This window comes from Stenotrophomonas sp. ATCM1_4, assembly GCF_004348115.1.
Lineage (GTDB): Bacteria > Pseudomonadota > Gammaproteobacteria > Xanthomonadales > Xanthomonadaceae > Stenotrophomonas > Stenotrophomonas capsici.
In genome coordinates this window covers 2,974,034-2,989,810 of sequence record NZ_QPFB01000001.1, presented here as the reverse complement: position 1 = coordinate 2,989,810, position 15,777 = coordinate 2,974,034, and the positions used below count along the sequence as shown (strand labels likewise).

Here is a 15,777-nt window from a genome sequence, read left to right as displayed (position 1 = left end):
CGAGTACCCCATGAACCACAAGATCGAAGTCTCTTCCGCCACCATGACCCCGCGCGAGATCGTGCAGGAGCTGGACCGGCACATCGTCGGCCAGCATGACGCCAAGCGTGCGGTCGCCATCGCCCTGCGCAATCGCTGGCGCCGCATGCAGCTGCCGGCCGACCTGCGTAACGAGGTGATGCCGAAGAACATCCTGATGATCGGCCCGACCGGTGTCGGCAAGACCGAAATCGCGCGCCGCCTGGCCACGCTGGCCAACGCGCCGTTCGTGAAGGTGGAAGCCACCCGCTTCACCGAGGTCGGCTACGTCGGCAAGGACGTGGAGCAGATCATCCGTGACCTGGCCGACACCGCGGTCAAGCTGTACCGCGAACAGGCCAAGGTGCGCGTGCGCACCCAGGCCGAGGAGCGCGCCGAGGACCGTATCCTGGATGCGCTGCTGCCGCGTCGCAGCGTCGGCATCGGCTTCGATGCCGAGGCCGCGCGCAACGAGCCGTCGGCCGCCGACAACGAAACCCGCATCAAGTTCCGCCGCATGCTGCGTGCCGGCGAGCTGGATGAGCGCGAGATCGAGCTGGAAGTGGCGGCCAACGTCAGCATGGACATCATGACCCCGCCGGGCATGGAGGAAATGGGCCAGCAGCTGAAGTCGATGTTCGCCAACCTGGGCGGCAGCAAGTCGAACAAGCGCACGCTGACGATCAAGGCCGCACGTCCGCTGCTGGTCGAGGAAGAGGCCGGCAAGCTGGTCAACGAGGACGACATCCGCACCGCCGCCATCGAGGCCTGCGAGCAGCACGGCATCGTGTTCATCGACGAGATCGACAAGGTCGCCAAGCGCGGTGACAACGTCGGTGGCGGCGATGTCTCGCGCGAGGGCGTGCAGCGTGACCTGCTGCCGCTGGTGGAAGGTTCCAACGTTTCCACCAAGTACGGCACGGTGAAGACCGACCACATCCTGTTCATCGCCTCCGGTGCGTTCCACCTGGCCAAGCCCAGTGACCTGATCCCGGAACTGCAGGGCCGTTTCCCGATCCGCGTGGAGCTGGGTGCGCTGAGCAAGCAGGATTTCGTGCGTATCCTCACCGAGCCGAAGGCCGCGCTGACCAAGCAGTACGAAGCGCTGCTGGCGACCGAGGGCGTCACGGTCAACTTCACCCCGGACGCGGTGGATCGCCTGGCCGAGATCGCCTTCCAGGTCAACGAGCGCCAGGAGAACATCGGTGCACGCCGCCTGCACACGGTGCTGGAGCGGCTGCTCGATTCGCTCAGCTACGAGGCGCCGGACCGTGACGGCGAGGCCATCGCGATCGACAGTGACTACGTGAACAAGCACCTGGGCGAACTGGTGCAGGATCCGGACCTGAGCCGCTACATCCTGTAAGCGAATCGCTCCGGTGTTCGAGGAAGCGGCAGCACGCCAGTGCTGCCGTTTTTCGTTGGGGATTCGTGGCTGGGCTTGGCGCTGGGGTTGCATCCCCGCCCATGCAGCGGGGATGGGCTCACCGCGCTGCACCCGCGCGTTTCAGTCGTGCTCGTCCGGGTCGGCCGGCGGCAAGGGCAGGGGATCGGCCCCCGGGGTGATGACGCCGGGTTTGACGTAGTAGGACAGCAGCGCATCCATCACCTCGCGGCTGTCGCGCTGCAGCTCGAACTGGCGGGGTTCGAGCATCGCGCTGTACAGCACGCCGGTCATGCCCGCATGCAGGATGCGCGAGACCACGGCCGTGTCGACACCCTCGCGCAACTGGCCCAGCTCGCGGGCGCGTTCGAAGGCGCGGCGGAAGATCGCCATCTCCTCCTCGATGCTGTCGTGCTGCAACTGCTGCATTGCCTGGCTTTCGGCGCTGAGGTCGTTGCGCAGCATGATCTCCATCATGTCGCGCAGGTGTGGCTCGGTGGCCAGTTCGCTCAGCGAGACCAGCATCGCCGAGCGCAGGTCCAGGATCGGCGTGTTGCGGTGGGGCGAGTAGGTGCGGCGCAGGCGCTTGATGAAGGGGACGCGCTCGCGGTTGATCATCGCTTCGAGCACTTCGGTCTTGTTCTTGAAGTGCCAGTACACCGCGCCGCGCGAATAGCCGGCACGCTCACCGATCGCCGCCAGCGAGGTGTTGGCGACGCCGTTCTCATGGAAGCAGGCCAGGGCGGCATCAAGGATGCCTTCGCGGGTGGCCTGGGCTTCTTCTTTGGTCTTTCTGGCCATGGCACTGCGCCGTTGCTGGATGAAACCGGGCTGAATTGTAGCCGTTTACAAACATGCGTGCATGTATGTATATTTCGCCGGCTTGCTTCGCAGGATGGCACTGCTGTGCATTTGTGGTGGCGGTTCTCACGGGCCTCCACGTAAGTTATGCACACCGTGCGTGCCGGGCCCTTCGGGGCCGGCGCAGGTCCGCGAGCGCCACCTTTCCCATTGAGTCTTCCACATGTCTCGAATCCGCAGCTATCGCGTCGTCGCGCTTTCTCTTGCCCTTTCCGTTGCACTGGCCGCTTGCAAGGGCGGGGAAGCGCCGCCGCAGGGCGGCCCGGGCCAGGTCACGGTCGTCACCCTCAAGACCGAGCCGGTCACCCTGACCCGCGAACTGGTCGGCCGCGCCAATGGCTACCAGGTGGCCGAGGTGCGCCCGCAGGTCAGCGGCATCGTGGCCAAGCGCCTGTTCACCGAAGGCAGCTTCGTCAAGGAAGGCCAGGCGCTCTACCAGCTGGACGATGCGGCCTACCGCGCCCAGGCCAACAGCGCCCGCGCGCAGCTGGCCCGCGCCGAAGCCACCGCCAGCGCCGCACGGCTGGCGGCGCGCCGCAGCAGCGAGCTGGTTCGGAGCAAGGTGATCAGCGTGCAGGACGATGAGAACGCACAGGCCGCCTGGAAGCAGGCCGAGGCTGACGTGGGCGCCGCGCGCGCCTCGCTGGACGCGGCCAACGTGACGCTGGGCTATGCCCGCATCACCGCGCCGATCAGCGGCCAGATCGGCAAGTCCAGCGTCACCCAGGGCGCGCTGGTCAGCGCGGGCCAGGCCGCGGCGCTGGCGACCATCAACCAGCTCGACCCGATCTACATCGATGTCACCCAGTCCTCGGCCGAGCTGCTGCAGCTGCGCCGCGAACTGGCCGAAGGCCGCCTGGAAGGCGCCTCCGAGCTGCCGGTGGACATCGTGCTGGAAGACGGCACCCCGTTCGCCCACAAGGGCACGCTGGAGTTCTCCGAGGTCAACGTCGACCCGTCCACCGGCAGCTACGGCCTGCGCGTGCGGGTGGAAAACCCCGACCACGTGCTGATGCCGGGCATGTTCGTGCGCGCGGTGCTGGGCAGCGGCGTGCGGCCGAACGGCCTGCTGGTGCCGATGCAGGGCATCGCCCGCGATGCCAAGGGCGACACCAGCGCGATGGTGGTCGATGGCGAAGGCAAGGTCGCCGTGCGTCCGGTCACCGTCAGCCGCACCATCGGTGACAAGTGGCTGGTCGAGAGCGGGCTGAAGGCCGGTGACAAGGTCATCGTCGAAGGCCTGCAGAAGATCGGCCCGGGCATGCCGGTGCAGGCCGCCGAGAAGGGTGCCCAAGCCGCCAAGCCCGCCGCCGCGCCCGACGCGACGGCGCCGGCGGCCAAGCAGTAAGCGGAGAACTCCATGGCACGCTTCTTTATCGACCGACCCATCTTCGCGTGGGTCATCGCCATCATCATCATGCTGGCTGGCGCCCTCGCCATGCTCAAGCTGCCGATCTCGATGTATCCGGAAGTGGCACCGCCTGCGGTGTCCATCTCGGCCAGCTACCCGGGCGCGTCGGCCAAGGTGGTCGAGGACTCGGTGACGCAGATCATCGAGCAGAACATGAAGGGCCTGGACGGGCTGATGTACTTCTCGTCCAACAGCTCCTCCAATGGCCAGGCCAGCATCACCCTGACCTTCGAGAGCGGCACCAACTCGGACATCGCGCAGGTGCAGGTGCAGAACAAGCTGCAGCTGGCCATGCCGTTGCTGCCGCAGGAAGTGCAGCGCCAGGGCATCAACGTCGCCAAGTCCAGCTCCGGCTTCCTCAACGTCATCGGCTTCGTGTCCGAGGACGGCAGCATGGACGAGAACGACATCTCCGACTACGTCGGCTCCAACGTCGTCGACCCGCTCAGCCGCGTGCCGGGCGTGGGTTCGATCCAGGTGTTCGGCGGCAAGTACGCCATGCGCATCTGGCTGGACCCGACCAAGCTGCAGACCTACAAGGTCTCCGTTGACGAGGTCACCGCCGCGGTGAAGGCGCAGAACGCGCAGGTCGCGGTGGGCCAGCTCGGCGGTGCGCCGGCGGTGAAGGGCCAGCAGCTCAACGCCACCATCAACGCGCAGGACCGGCTGCAGACGCCGGAGCAGTTCCGCAACATCGTGGTGCGCACCGAAGCCGACGGCTCGGCGCTGAAACTCGGTGACGTGGCCCGCGTCGAACTGGGCGCGGAAACCTACGACTTCGTCACCCGCTTCAATGGCAAGCCGGCCTCCGGCCTGGCCGTGACCCTGGCCACCGGCGCCAACGCACTGGAGACCTCCGAGGGTGTGAGCCGCACGCTGGATGAGCTCAAGGCCAACTTCCCGGCCGGCATGAAGGCGGTGATCCCCTACGACACCACGCCGTTCGTGCGCGTGTCGATCAAGGGCGTGGTCAAGACGCTGCTGGAAGCCATCGTGCTGGTGTTCGTGGTGATGTACCTGTTCCTGCAGAACTTCCGCGCCACGCTGATCCCGACGATCGCCGTGCCGGTGGTGCTGCTGGGTACGTTCGGCATCCTCGCGGTGCTGGGCTTCTCGATCAACATGCTGACCATGTTCGCGATGGTGCTGGCCATCGGCCTGCTGGTGGACGATGCCATCGTGGTGGTGGAGAACGTCGAGCGCATCATGTCCGAGGAGGGCCTGTCGCCGCTGGAAGCCACCCGCAAGTCGATGAGCCAGATCACCGGCGCGCTGGTCGGCATCGGCCTGGTGCTGTCGGCGGTGTTCGTGCCGATGGCCTTCATGAGCGGCTCCACCGGCGTGATCTACCGCCAGTTCTCGGCCACCATCGTCTCGGCGATGGCGCTGTCGGTGCTGGTGGCGATCGTGCTGACCCCGGCGCTATGCGCGACCATGCTCAAGCCGCTGAAGAAGGGCGAGCACCATGTTGCCCACACCGGCCTGCTGGGCCGCTTCTTCAATGGCTTCAACAACGGTTTCGATCGCACCAGTGGTACCTACCAGCGCGGGGTGAAGGGCATCCTGCTTCGCCCGGGCCGGTTCATGGCGGTGTTCCTGGCGCTGGCGGTGGTGATGGGCCTGCTGTTCGCACGCCTGCCCAGCTCGTTCCTGCCCAATGAAGACCAGGGCATCCTGATGGCGCTGGTGCAGGCACCGGTCGGCGCCACCCAGGAGCGCACGCTGGAGTCGATCTACAAGCTGGAAGACCACTTCCTCAACAACGAGAAGGACGCGGTCGAATCGGTGTTCTCGGTGCAGGGCTTCAGCTTCTCGGGCATGGGCCAGAACTCGGGCATGGCCTTCGTCAAGCTCAAGGACTGGGGCGAGCGCTCGGCCGACCAGGGCGTGGGCCCGATCACCGGCCGCGCGATGATGGCGCTGGGCCAGGTCAAGGACGCCTTCATCTTCGCCTTCCCGCCGCCGGCCATGCCGGAGCTGGGCATCGCCTCGGGTTACACCTTCTTCCTGAAGGACAACTCCGGGCAGGGCCATGAAGCGTTGGTCAACGCCCGCAACCAGCTGCTCGGCCTGGCCGGGAAGAGCCCGAAGCTGGCCAACGTGCGCCCGAACGGCCTGGATGACACCCCGCAGCTGCGCCTGGACATCGACGTGGCCAAGGCCGGTGCGCATGGCCTGTCGCTGGACACCATCAACAGCACGCTGGCAACGGCCTGGGGCTCGAGCTACATCGATGACTTCATCGACCGTGGCCGCGTCAAGCGCGTGTACGTGCAGGCCGATGACGGCTTCCGCATGAACCCGGAGGACTTCAGCCTGTGGACGGTGAAGAACAACGCCGGCGAGATGGTGCCGTTCTCGGCCTTCGCCAGCCAGCGTTGGGACTACGGTTCGCCGCGCCTGGAGCGTTACAACGGCGTCTCGGCGCTGGAAATCCAGGGTGAAGCCGCACCGGGCGTGGCCTCCGGCGACGCGATGCTGGAAGTGGAGCGCCTGGCCAAGGAACTGCCGCCGGGCTTCAGCATCGAATGGACCGCGGTGTCCTACCAGGAGCGCGAGGCCGGTTCGCAGACGCCGCTGCTGTACACGCTGTCGCTGCTGATCGTGTTCCTGTGCCTTGCCGCGCTGTACGAGAGCTGGAGCGTGCCGACCGCGGTGCTGCTGGTGGCGCCGCTGGGCATCCTCGGCGCGGTGCTGGCCAACACCATACGTGGCATGGAGCGTGACGTGTACTTCCAGGTGGCGATGCTGACCACGGTCGGCCTGACCTCGAAGAACGCGATCCTGATCGTGGAGTTCGCCAAGGAGCACCTGGAGAAGGGCGCCGGCGTGATCGAAGCGACGATGCATGCGGTCCGTGACCGCCTGCGCCCGATCATCATGACTTCGCTGGCGTTCGGCCTGGGTGTGTTGCCGCTGGCCATCGCTTCCGGCGCCGGTTCCGGTGCACAGCGCGCCATTGGTACCGGCGTGCTCGGCGGCATGGTGGTGGGCACCTTGCTGGGCCTGTTTTTCATCCCGTTGTTCTTCGTGGTGGTGCAGCGCCTGTTCAACCGCAAGCTGCGCGACAAGCCTGAAGACGCGGCGCACTGAGCGACCACGTGGTGAAACGGAAAACGCCGGGCAATGCCCGGCGTTTTTTTATAGGAGCGGCGTTGGCCGCGAAGCTGGCAACGGATGAAGGCAAACGTCGCAGACAAGAACACCGGGCAATGCCCGGTGTTCCTGTTTCAATGCTCGAACTCGGCGGTTTCCAGCAACTGGGCCTTTTCAACCGCGCCCAGCCGTTGCGCGAAGACCGCCAACCGGTTGCACAACTCGGCCTGGTGCTCGGGGTAGGCCGCGACCAGCTCGCGCTGGACCTGCTGGTAGGCATCCCAGAACGGGGCCGAACTACGGTAACGCTGGTAATGCTGGCGTAGCCGTTCCCCAGCCTGTTGCAGAGAACGGCGACTGCTGGCTTGGATGGGCGCGATGAACATCGCTTCACCTCGTCAATGGCAGTGCCCCTGTCCGCGCAGCTTACGCTGCCAACTCTTACGATTGGGTTTCACTGTCTCACATTGGCGTGATACCAGTCATGCCGCAGTCAGCTGGCTTACTCGCCGATGTCTTCGTACCAGATCTCCGGATGATCGGTGATGTAGCGGCCCATCATCTCGATGCAGCCGGCGTCGTTCAGGTCGATGACCTTGACCCCGTTCTCGCGCAGCCAGTCGATGCCGCCGCCGAAGCTGACCGATTCGCCGACCACCACGGTGCCGATGTTGAACTGGCGGACCAGCCCGCTGCAGTACCAGCACGGGGCCAGGGTGGTGACCATGATGGTGTCGCGGTAGCCACGTTGGCGGCCGGCCTTGCGGAAGGCATCGGTTTCGCCGTGGATGGACGGATCGCCTTCCTGGATGCGGCGGTTGTGGCCGCAGCCGAGCAGGCGGCCGTCGTTGTGGTACAGCGCCGCGCCGATCGGGATGCCACCCTCGGCCAGGCCCTGGCGGGCTTCGGCGATGGCGGTTTCGAGCAGGGCGCGGTAGTCGGGGGTGGTGATCATGCGGGGTCCTCAAGGCGCGCGGGCGCCGGTGCGGCCATGATAGCGGCGTGATTCAGGCGCCTGCCGCCGCAAGCGCGCCGGCGGTGCGATAATCGTGCTCATGAGCGAATCCCCCTACAAGACCGGCACCACCCACTTCGGCTTCCGCGACGTACCGGCCAAGGACAAGCAGAAGCTTGTCGGCCAGGTGTTCACCTCCGTGGCCGACAACTACGACCTGATGAATGACCTGATGAGCCTGGGCATCCATCGCTTGTGGAAGCGCTACTTCGTGGCCACCGCGCAGGTGAAGCCGGGTGACCGCGTGCTCGACCTGGCCGGTGGCACCGGGGACATCGCCGTGCTGCTGAAGGAGCGACTGGGGCCGGAGGGCAGCGTGGTGCTGGGCGACATCAACGCCGGCATGCTGTCGGTGGGGCGTGACCGCCTGACCAACCGCGGCCACGTGTCCGGCTTCGAATGGGTGCAGCTCAACGCCGAGGCACTGCCGTTCCCGGACCAGAGCTTCGACCTGGTGACCATCTCCTTCGGCCTGCGCAACGTCACCGACAAGGACGCCGCGCTGCGCGAGATGTACCGCGTGCTCAAGGTCGGTGGCCAGGCGCGTGTGCTGGAGTTCTCCGAGGTGACCGTGGACTGGTTCAAGCCGATCTACGATTTCCATTCGTTCAAGGTGCTGCCGAAGCTGGGCAAGTTGTTCGCGCGTGGCGATGCTGACAGCTACCAGTACCTGGCCGAGAGCATCCGCAAGCACCCGCCGCAGGAGGAGCTGAAGGGGATGATGACCGAGGCCGGGTTCGGCCGCTGCCATTACAAGAACCTCAGTGCCGGCATCGTGTCGATCCATTCCGGCTACAAGCTCTGAGGCGGGTTCAGGATGCAGGGAAAAGGCGGCCAAGGGCCGCCTTTTTCATGGCCGCAAGGCGGCAGGAGCGGCCTTGGCCGCGAAGCAGGCGCATCACTTGTGCGCGAAAAGCCAACCCCTCCCCAACCCTCCCCTTGGCTTCGCCAAAGGGAGGGGGCGATCCCCGGCATGGACACGGCAGCAGCGGCCAAGGTCGTTCCTACGGTGCACCGCCGCATCCGGCAAGGCGGTTCGGGTTTAAAATCGACGGCTGTTCCCTGAACCGGTTCTCTTCAGATGCGTTCTTCCCTGCTGATGCTGCCCCTGGCCGTGGCGCTTGTCGCCGGCTGTGCCAAGGAACCTGCCGCCCCCACCGCCGACCCCGTCGCCCAGAAGCCCGCCGCCGCCGTGAATACCGTCAGCCGCAGCCACGATGAAAGCTCCTATGCCGAGCCGGACAAGGTCGTCATCAAGGACCTGGCGCTGGACCTGAAGGTCGATTTCGACGCCAAGCAGATCGGTGGCACCGCCACCTACACGCTGGAGTGGAAGGACAAGGCCGCCAAGCAGCTGGTGCTGGACACCCGCGAGCTGACCGTGGAGAAGGTCGAGGCGATCGGCGCCGACGGTGCCGCCTCGCCGCTGCAGTTCGCCCTGGCTCCGGCCGACAAGGTGTTCGGCAGCAAGCTGAGCATCGAGACCCCGGACCAGCCGGCCAGCGTGCGCATCACCTACCACACCGCACCGACCGCCTCGGGCCTGCAGTGGCTGGAGCCGTCGATGACCGAGGGCAAGAAGCTGCCCTTCATGTTCAGCCAGTCGCAGGCCATCCACGCCCGTTCGTGGGTACCGCTGCAGGACACCCCGAGCGTGCGCTTCACCTACAGCGCGCACGTGACCAGCCGCCCGGACGTGATGGTGCTGATGAGCGCCGACAACGACCCGAAGGCCGCGCGTGATGGCGATTACGCCTTCAAGATGCCGCAGCCGATCCCGTCCTACCTGCTGGCCATCGCCGCCGGTGACCTGGTGTTCCAGCCGATCTCCGAGCGTTCGGGCGTGTGGGCCGAGCCGACCATGGTTGGCAAGGCGACCAAGGAGTTCGAGGACACCGAGAAGATGATCGGTGCCGCCGAGAACCTGTACGGCGAATACCGCTGGGGCCGCTACGACATGCTGGTGCTGCCGCCGTCGTTCCCGTTCGGCGGCATGGAGAACCCGCGCCTGACTTTCGCCACCCCGACCGTGATCGTCGGCGACAAGTCGCTGGTTTCGCTGGTGGCCCACGAACTGGCGCACAGCTGGTCGGGCAACCTGGTGACCAACGCGAGCTGGAAGGACATCTGGCTCAACGAAGGCTTCACCACCTACGTGCAGGCACGCATCACCGAGGCGCTGTACGGCCAGGAAATGGCCGAGATGGAGCGCGAGATCGACCAGACCGACCTGCTCAACGAAGTGAAGGACATGAGCCCGGCCGACCAGGCACTGGCGCTGCCGCCGCTCAACGAGCGCGACCCGGACGAAGCGCTGAGCAACGTTGCCTACGTCAAGGGCGCCTGGTTCCTGCAGTTCCTGGAACAGCGCTTCGGCCGCGAGGTGTTCGATCCGTTCCTGCGTGGCTGGTTCAACGACCATGCCTTCCAGAGCGCGAACACCGACCAGTTCGTCGAGTACATGAAGAAGAACCTGCTGCCGAAGAATCCCTCGGCGGTCACCGATGCCGAACTGAAGGCATGGCTGGAGGAGCCGGGCATCCCGGCCTTCGCCACTCGCGCCCGTTCGCGCAACTTCGCCGTGGTCGATACCGCCCGCATCGCCTACCTGGGCAGCGACACCGTGCCGAGCAACCAGGTCACCGGTGCGTGGGGCACGCAGGAGTGGGTGCGCTTCATCGACGGGCTGGGCGAGAAGCAGCCGGTGGAGAAGCTGGCACAGCTGGACAAGGCCTACCATTTCACCGGCACCGCCAATGGCGAGATCGCCATGCGCTGGTACCCGCTGGCCATCCGCAGCGGCTACAACGAAGCGCTGCCGGCGGCCGGTGAGTTCATCCAGAAGGTGGGCCGTCGCAAGCTGGTGCTGCCGATCTACGCCGAGCTGCTGAAGACCCCGGAAGGCCTGGCCTTCGCCAAGGACGTGTTCGCCAAGGCCAAGCCGGGCTACCACCCGATCACCACCGCCTCGGTGGAAGACATGATCGCCAAGGCGGAAGCTGCATCGACGCAGCAAGCTGCGCCCAAGCCGTAATCGGCCTCGGCAGGTTTCAAGGCAAACGGCGAGCTTCGGCTCGCCGTTTGTTCTTGTGCCGCTGTTGGCTTGCGGGCTGTGCATGCCCGCCTCCAACATCGATCACGGCGTTGGGGTGGGAGTCTTCAGCGTGGCCCCCGGCAAGCCTTTCAACACCGACTTGTCGATCTTCGCGGCCACACCCACACTGCGGCCGGCAAGATTGACCACGCTGTACTGCACTGCCACGCCGAGTACCTGGGTGGCCTGCGACATATCCAGTCCATGGGACTGGCGCAACCACTGCAACATCCCCGACGTCGCCAGCCGCAGCGCATCGTCGCTGGAGCCTGCCTGCCCCAGGGTCATGATCTGCGTCGGTGATTCAACGCGTGGCGTGGCGATGGACTGTTTCTTGATCAGTTCCACTTTCAGTACCACGTCCAGTGATGTCTCCAGCGCCCATTGGCTGGTCTCGCCATCGCCCTGCAGGGCGTGGCCATCGCCGACATACAGCAACGCGCCGGGTTGCTGGACCTGAAGGTAGACGGTGTTGCCTTCGACCACAGCATTGAAATCCATGTTGCCGCCGAAATCGCCGGCGTCGCCGGTGGAGAACGCGGGGTAACCGAAGCCCGGGGCGACGGCGAGGCCGCCGAGCATCGGTTTGACCGGGATCTGGAAGTGTTCCAATGCGCCATTGGCGCCCTGTGGGCGAGCCGTGCCACGTACGCGGTCCAGTTCCCAGCGCACCGGCTTTCCCAACGTCGCCGTTTCGGTGGCGATGCGCGGGGTCTTCAGGCGGCCGACGATGCCGTCGAGGCTGTCGGCGTAATCGCGGTTGAGTTTCAGCGAACGGATGGTGATTGCCAGCGTGTCGCCAGGCTCGGCACCGGCGACGAAGAACGGCCCGACCTGTGGGTTGCCGAACAAGGCGCGGGTGACGCCGTGCTCGTCGACACCGCCGGAATCCAGGGTCCTGGTCTGCACGGAATCACCGGGCCAGATCACCAGCGCCGGGGCGCGCTCTGCGCTGAAGGTATTGGCGTAGTCGCTCGGCGTGAAGTCGTGCAGACGCGGGATATCCCCTGGTCGTGACGGCACCCGCCATGCGCTGAAATCATGCGCTGCACGGGCATTGCGATTGTTGGTGTCCGGCTCGTCGCTGCGGCCCCGCATGCGGTTGCCATCGATCTGGCCATCGTAGTGGTAAACCTGGCCGTCGCTGCCGGTGGCGGTGAACTTCAGCTGCGCGCCGTTCAACGTGCCTTTGATCGGGTCGCCGCCCAGCGTTCCGCTGACACGCGAGCCCTGGACGTCCAGATTCAACGTCTGCCTGGCGCTGTTGCCCCATAGATCGGTGGCCAGGATCCATTGATCGCTGGCCAGGGCGGCGAGCGGAAATGCGGACAACAACAGCGAAGACCATTTCAGGCAGGTGCGCACGATGCGTGTCCGCGTAGGGCCCGGCGGGCGTGTTCGCGGAGTGTACGAATGGCGATGCTGCCGTCGCAGTGTCAAACGTAACGACACGTGTAGTCAGGTCGGCCGCCGTGAAGCCGGGCCAGGACTGTGGCCGCTGGTGACCGATACCGGCCCGGGCCGCACTCAGGGCTTGAGCGCACGCAGCGCCAGGAACATGTCCACGCAGTCTTCCATCAGGCGCTGCTGCGCGGCCGGGTCCAGGGGCGGCTGGCCCAGCGTGATCTGCGGCCAGAACGCGAAGGCCTTGACCATGCCCTGCAACTGGTGGGCCGCCTCGGCGGGCGCGATGTCCGCGCGCAGCCGGCCATCGGCCTGTGCGGCGCGCATCCAGGTGGTCATGCCTTCCTCCTTCTCGGCGAGCTTGTCCATCACCACGCGTGCGCGTTCCGGCGCGTGCACCAGTTCGGCGATGGCCACGCGCGAGAGGTCGATGAACCCCGGGTCGGCCAGCAGGCGCAGCTTCTGCGCCAGGAATGCCAGCAACTGGTCGCGCAGCGGGCGGACCGGGTCGTACGCCACCCCTTCAAGCGCGCGGCTGGCCTCCCACAGCTGCAACAGGATCGCGACGAACAACTCGTCCTTGCTGCTGAAGTGGTTGTAGACCGTGCGCTTGGAGACATCGGCGGTCGCGGCGATGCGATCCATGCTGGTGCCGGCGAACCCGAACGCGCGGAACTCGGCCACGGCCGCCTGCAGGATGGCGGCGCGCTTGCGGTCGGTGAGCCGGGGAGGGCGGTTGCTGGTGGTCATGCCGTCGATTTTACACCGTTCAGTTTACTTTCTGGAAATTGGAAGTAGACTCGCCGGTGTACTTTCCATGGCAAGCCCCGATGAAGCGTCGCCTGCCCCGTTTCCTCCTCCTGATCACGGTACTGACTGCCATGTCCATTGGCCTGTTGACCTGCGGCGCGCACCCGGCCGCTTCCTATGACCAGTCGCCGCAATACGGCGATGGCCGCTTCCACAACGCGGCGGCGAAGAAGACCTCGCTGGGCGCGGCCCGCACGCTCGGCGTGCTGTGGCGGTTCCTGTTCGACAAGCCGGCCGATGCCACGCCGCAGGCCCCGATCCCGGTGCAGGCGCTGACCCGCCAGGCGCTGCTGGACGCGCCTGATGACAGCCTGTGGCGGCTTGGGCACTCGACCATGCTGCTCAAGCTGGACGGCCACTTCTGGCTGACCGACCCGGTGTTCTCCGAACGGGCCTCGCCGATGTCGTTCATGGGCCCCAAGCGCTTCCACGCGCCGCCGTTGTCGATCGAGGCGCTGCCGCCGATCACCGGCGTGATCATCTCCCACGACCACTACGACCACCTCGACCATGCCGCGGTGTTGGCGCTGGCACCGAAGGTGCGCCATTTCGTGACGCCGCTGGGCGTGGGCGACCGGCTGATCGGCTGGGGCGTGCCGGCCTCGCAGGTGACGCAGCTGGACTGGTGGCAGGAGACGCGGGTGGAGGGGCTGAAGATCGTCGCCACCCCGGCGCAGCACTTCTCCGGGCGCGGGCTCTCCGATGGCAACCGCACGCTGTGGGCATCGTGGGTGATCGACAGCGGCCGGCTGCGCCTGTTCTTCAGCGGCGACAGTGGCTACTTCGATGGCTTCGCCCGCATTGGTGAACGGTATGGGCCGTTCGACCTGGCCATGGTCGAGACCGGTGCCTACGACGCGGACTGGCCCGACGTGCACATGCAGCCCGAGCAGAGCCTGCAGGCGCACCTGGATGTGCGTGGCAAGGTGCTGATGCCCATCCACAACGGCACCTTCGACCTCGCGTTGCATCCGTGGACCGAGCCGTTCGAGCGCATCACCGCGCTGGCGCAGCAGCAGGGCGTGGCCCTGACCGCACCGCGGATGGGCGAGCGCCTGGACCTGGGGGCACCGGCCCCGTCCACGCACTGGTGGCGCGGGGAAGCCGCGCTGCCCCTGCCGGCCGAGTGAGCCCACGCATGTGCAGCGGGCAGGGCGCAGGGCGAGCAATCACTGGCGTGGATGTTTAAAGTGGGCGGCGTCGCGCGGCCAGGTGCCGCGCCCTGTTTCCCTGGAGCTGCCTGATGAAACCCTTGATCCTTGGCGTGCTGTGCGTCGTTGCACTGGCCGGCTGTCGCGACCCGGAAGCCGAGCGCCAGCAACAGGAAGCCGCCGCCGCGCAGGAGCGCGCCAAGCGCGAGGCCGACGCCGAGGGCATTGCAAAGCTGTACGACGCAGCGGTGACCGGCACCGACTGGGAGAAGGCGAAGATCCACGGTGCCGCGCTGCTGGACCAGTTCCCCGATTCGGAGGCGGCCAAACGCATCGAGCCGGGCTTGGCCGAGGTGAGGGAGAAGGCCGACGCAGCACGCGAACTGCGCCGCATGCAGGGCCTGTGGAACTACAACCAGGTGGCGGTGAAGGGGGGCACCCAGCGTTCGGCGGCGATCTACAGCAAGGACCGCGTCGACGTGGATGGCACGGGGACCAAGCCGGTGCAGCTGGTGTTCCGCGACCACCCGGAATGGAAGCGGCACGCCTATCTGGTGCTGCAGGCCAGCGACTTCGCGCGCGCCTGCTACCGCAGCTGCCAGGTCACGGTGAGCGTGGACGGTGCCGCGCCGCGCAGCATGGCCGCGAACCGCCCGGATACCGATGAAGCCATCGCCATGTTCATCAATGACAACCGTGGCCTGTGGCGCCAGTTGCGCAAGGCCAAGGTGGTCGAGATCGACTTCCCGGTGAAGGCCGGCGGCACCCGCAAGGCGGTCTTCGAGGTCGGCGGCCTGGATGGCAGCCAGATGCCGAACTGGGATTGAGCGTGGGGCAGGGCATGGCAGCGCAGGCGCTGGCCCAGTCGCGTCACTGGGTGTTCGACATGGACGGGACCCTCACCGAGCCGGTGCATGATTTCGCGCTGATCCGGCGCGCGCTGGATATCCCGGCCGAGGCCGACATCCTGCAGCACCTGGCGGCGTTGCCGCCGCCGCGTGCCGCCGAAGGCCATGCCTGGCTGATGGAGCACGAGCATGCATTGGCGGTTGCCGCCACGCCCGCGCCGGGCGCGGTGGACCTGGTGCGGACCCTGCACGCCGAGGGCTGCCGGCTGGGCATCCTGACCCGCAATGCGCGCGCGTTGGCACAGGTGACCCTGGCGGCGATCGGCGTGGTCGATTGTTTCGCGCCGGAAGATATCCTGGGGCGTGACGAGGTCACGCCCAAGCCGTCCCCGGCCGGCCTGCAGTACTTCGCGCAACGCTGGGCGGTGGCACCGGCAGCGATGCGGATGGTCGGTGACCACTACTACGACCTGGCCACCGCGCAGGCTGCGGGCGTGCCGGGCGTGCTGGTCAACCAGCCCGGTGACCCGTGGCCGGGCATGGCGCACTGGCAGGTGCGCGATTGCGCCGAGCTGCTGCAGCAGTGGCACGCTGCGCTCGCGGTGCCGGTGGCGTGATGCCGCCGCGCTTGCAGTGAAATGAAAACGCCGCCCGGAGGCGGCGTTTTCATGTCCAACGTATCGCA

At 66.6% G+C, this 15,777-nt stretch carries 13 protein-coding genes; 8 read left to right on the top strand and 5 right to left on the bottom strand.

The window, feature by feature from the left end:
• Nucleotides 1–10: 10 nt before the first annotated feature.
• On the top strand, nucleotides 11–1,384 hold the full coding sequence (hslU, locus tag ATCM_RS13830; protein WP_132865069.1) for an ATP-dependent protease ATPase subunit HslU: 1,374 nt from the start codon (nucleotides 11–13) through the stop codon (nucleotides 1,382–1,384).
• A gap of 141 nt (nucleotides 1,385–1,525) precedes the next feature.
• Here hslU and ATCM_RS13825 read toward each other — a convergent pair whose 3' ends face one another.
• Entirely contained in the window at nucleotides 1,526–2,203 is a 678-nt protein-coding gene (locus tag ATCM_RS13825) for a TetR family transcriptional regulator (protein WP_132865068.1), read from the bottom strand.
• A gap of 223 nt (nucleotides 2,204–2,426) precedes the next feature.
• On the opposite strand from ATCM_RS13825, the gene ATCM_RS13820 reads away from it, so the two are divergent.
• Nucleotides 2,427–3,611, top strand: a complete 1,185-nt coding sequence (locus ATCM_RS13820) for an efflux RND transporter periplasmic adaptor subunit (RefSeq protein ID WP_132865067.1) — start codon at nucleotides 2,427–2,429, stop codon at nucleotides 3,609–3,611.
• 12 nt (nucleotides 3,612–3,623) lie between these two features.
• Nucleotides 3,624–6,767, top strand: coding sequence for a multidrug efflux RND transporter permease subunit SmeE (gene smeE, locus ATCM_RS13815; protein WP_132865066.1), 3,144 nt, complete (start codon nucleotides 3,624–3,626; stop codon nucleotides 6,765–6,767).
• A 137-nt stretch (nucleotides 6,768–6,904) separates the two neighbouring features.
• Here smeE and ATCM_RS13810 read toward each other — a convergent pair whose 3' ends face one another.
• Nucleotides 6,905–7,156 carry a hypothetical protein gene (locus ATCM_RS13810; RefSeq protein ID WP_132865065.1) on the bottom strand — a complete coding sequence of 84 codons (252 nt, stop codon included), beginning with the start codon at nucleotides 7,154–7,156 and terminating at the stop codon, nucleotides 6,905–6,907.
• 116 nt (nucleotides 7,157–7,272) lie between these two features.
• Nucleotides 7,273–7,725, bottom strand: a complete 453-nt coding sequence (locus ATCM_RS13805) for a nucleoside deaminase (RefSeq protein ID WP_132865064.1) — start codon at nucleotides 7,723–7,725, stop codon at nucleotides 7,273–7,275.
• A gap of 100 nt (nucleotides 7,726–7,825) precedes the next feature.
• Between ATCM_RS13805 and ubiE the strand changes: the two genes are divergently transcribed.
• On the top strand, nucleotides 7,826–8,590 hold the full coding sequence (gene ubiE / locus ATCM_RS13800) for a bifunctional demethylmenaquinone methyltransferase/2-methoxy-6-polyprenyl-1,4-benzoquinol methylase UbiE (protein WP_132865063.1): 765 nt from the start codon (nucleotides 7,826–7,828) through the stop codon (nucleotides 8,588–8,590).
• Nucleotides 8,591–8,866: 276 nt separating this feature from the next.
• Complete coding sequence (locus ATCM_RS13795) at nucleotides 8,867–10,819, top strand: M1 family metallopeptidase (RefSeq protein WP_132865062.1); 1,953 nt, start codon at nucleotides 8,867–8,869, stop codon at nucleotides 10,817–10,819.
• A gap of 102 nt (nucleotides 10,820–10,921) precedes the next feature.
• Here ATCM_RS13795 and ATCM_RS13790 read toward each other — a convergent pair whose 3' ends face one another.
• A complete protein-coding gene (locus ATCM_RS13790; RefSeq protein WP_207911814.1) occupies nucleotides 10,922–12,214 on the bottom strand; it encodes an acetamidase/formamidase family protein in 1,293 nt (430 codons plus the stop codon).
• Nucleotides 12,215–12,406: 192 nt separating this feature from the next.
• Nucleotides 12,407–13,033: a TetR/AcrR family transcriptional regulator gene (locus ATCM_RS13785; protein WP_132865061.1), complete on the bottom strand. Its 627-nt coding sequence runs from the start codon at nucleotides 13,031–13,033 to the stop codon at nucleotides 12,407–12,409.
• 80 nt (nucleotides 13,034–13,113) lie between these two features.
• Here ATCM_RS13785 and ATCM_RS13780 point away from each other — a divergent pair, with 80 nt between their 5' ends.
• The 3 genes from ATCM_RS13780 to ATCM_RS13770 all read left to right on the top strand — a co-directional run bounded on the left by ATCM_RS13780 (nucleotide 13,114) and on the right by ATCM_RS13770 (nucleotide 15,709).
• Nucleotides 13,114–14,223 carry an MBL fold metallo-hydrolase gene (locus ATCM_RS13780; RefSeq protein ID WP_132865060.1) on the top strand — a complete coding sequence of 370 codons (1,110 nt, stop codon included), beginning with the start codon at nucleotides 13,114–13,116 and terminating at the stop codon, nucleotides 14,221–14,223.
• A gap of 113 nt (nucleotides 14,224–14,336) precedes the next feature.
• Entirely contained in the window at nucleotides 14,337–15,071 is a 735-nt protein-coding gene (locus ATCM_RS13775; RefSeq protein WP_132865059.1) for a hypothetical protein, read from the top strand.
• A 14-nt stretch (nucleotides 15,072–15,085) separates the two neighbouring features.
• On the top strand, nucleotides 15,086–15,709 hold the full coding sequence (locus tag ATCM_RS13770) for an HAD family hydrolase (RefSeq protein WP_132866184.1): 624 nt from the start codon (nucleotides 15,086–15,088) through the stop codon (nucleotides 15,707–15,709).
• The last annotated feature ends 68 nt before the right edge of the window (nucleotides 15,710–15,777 follow it).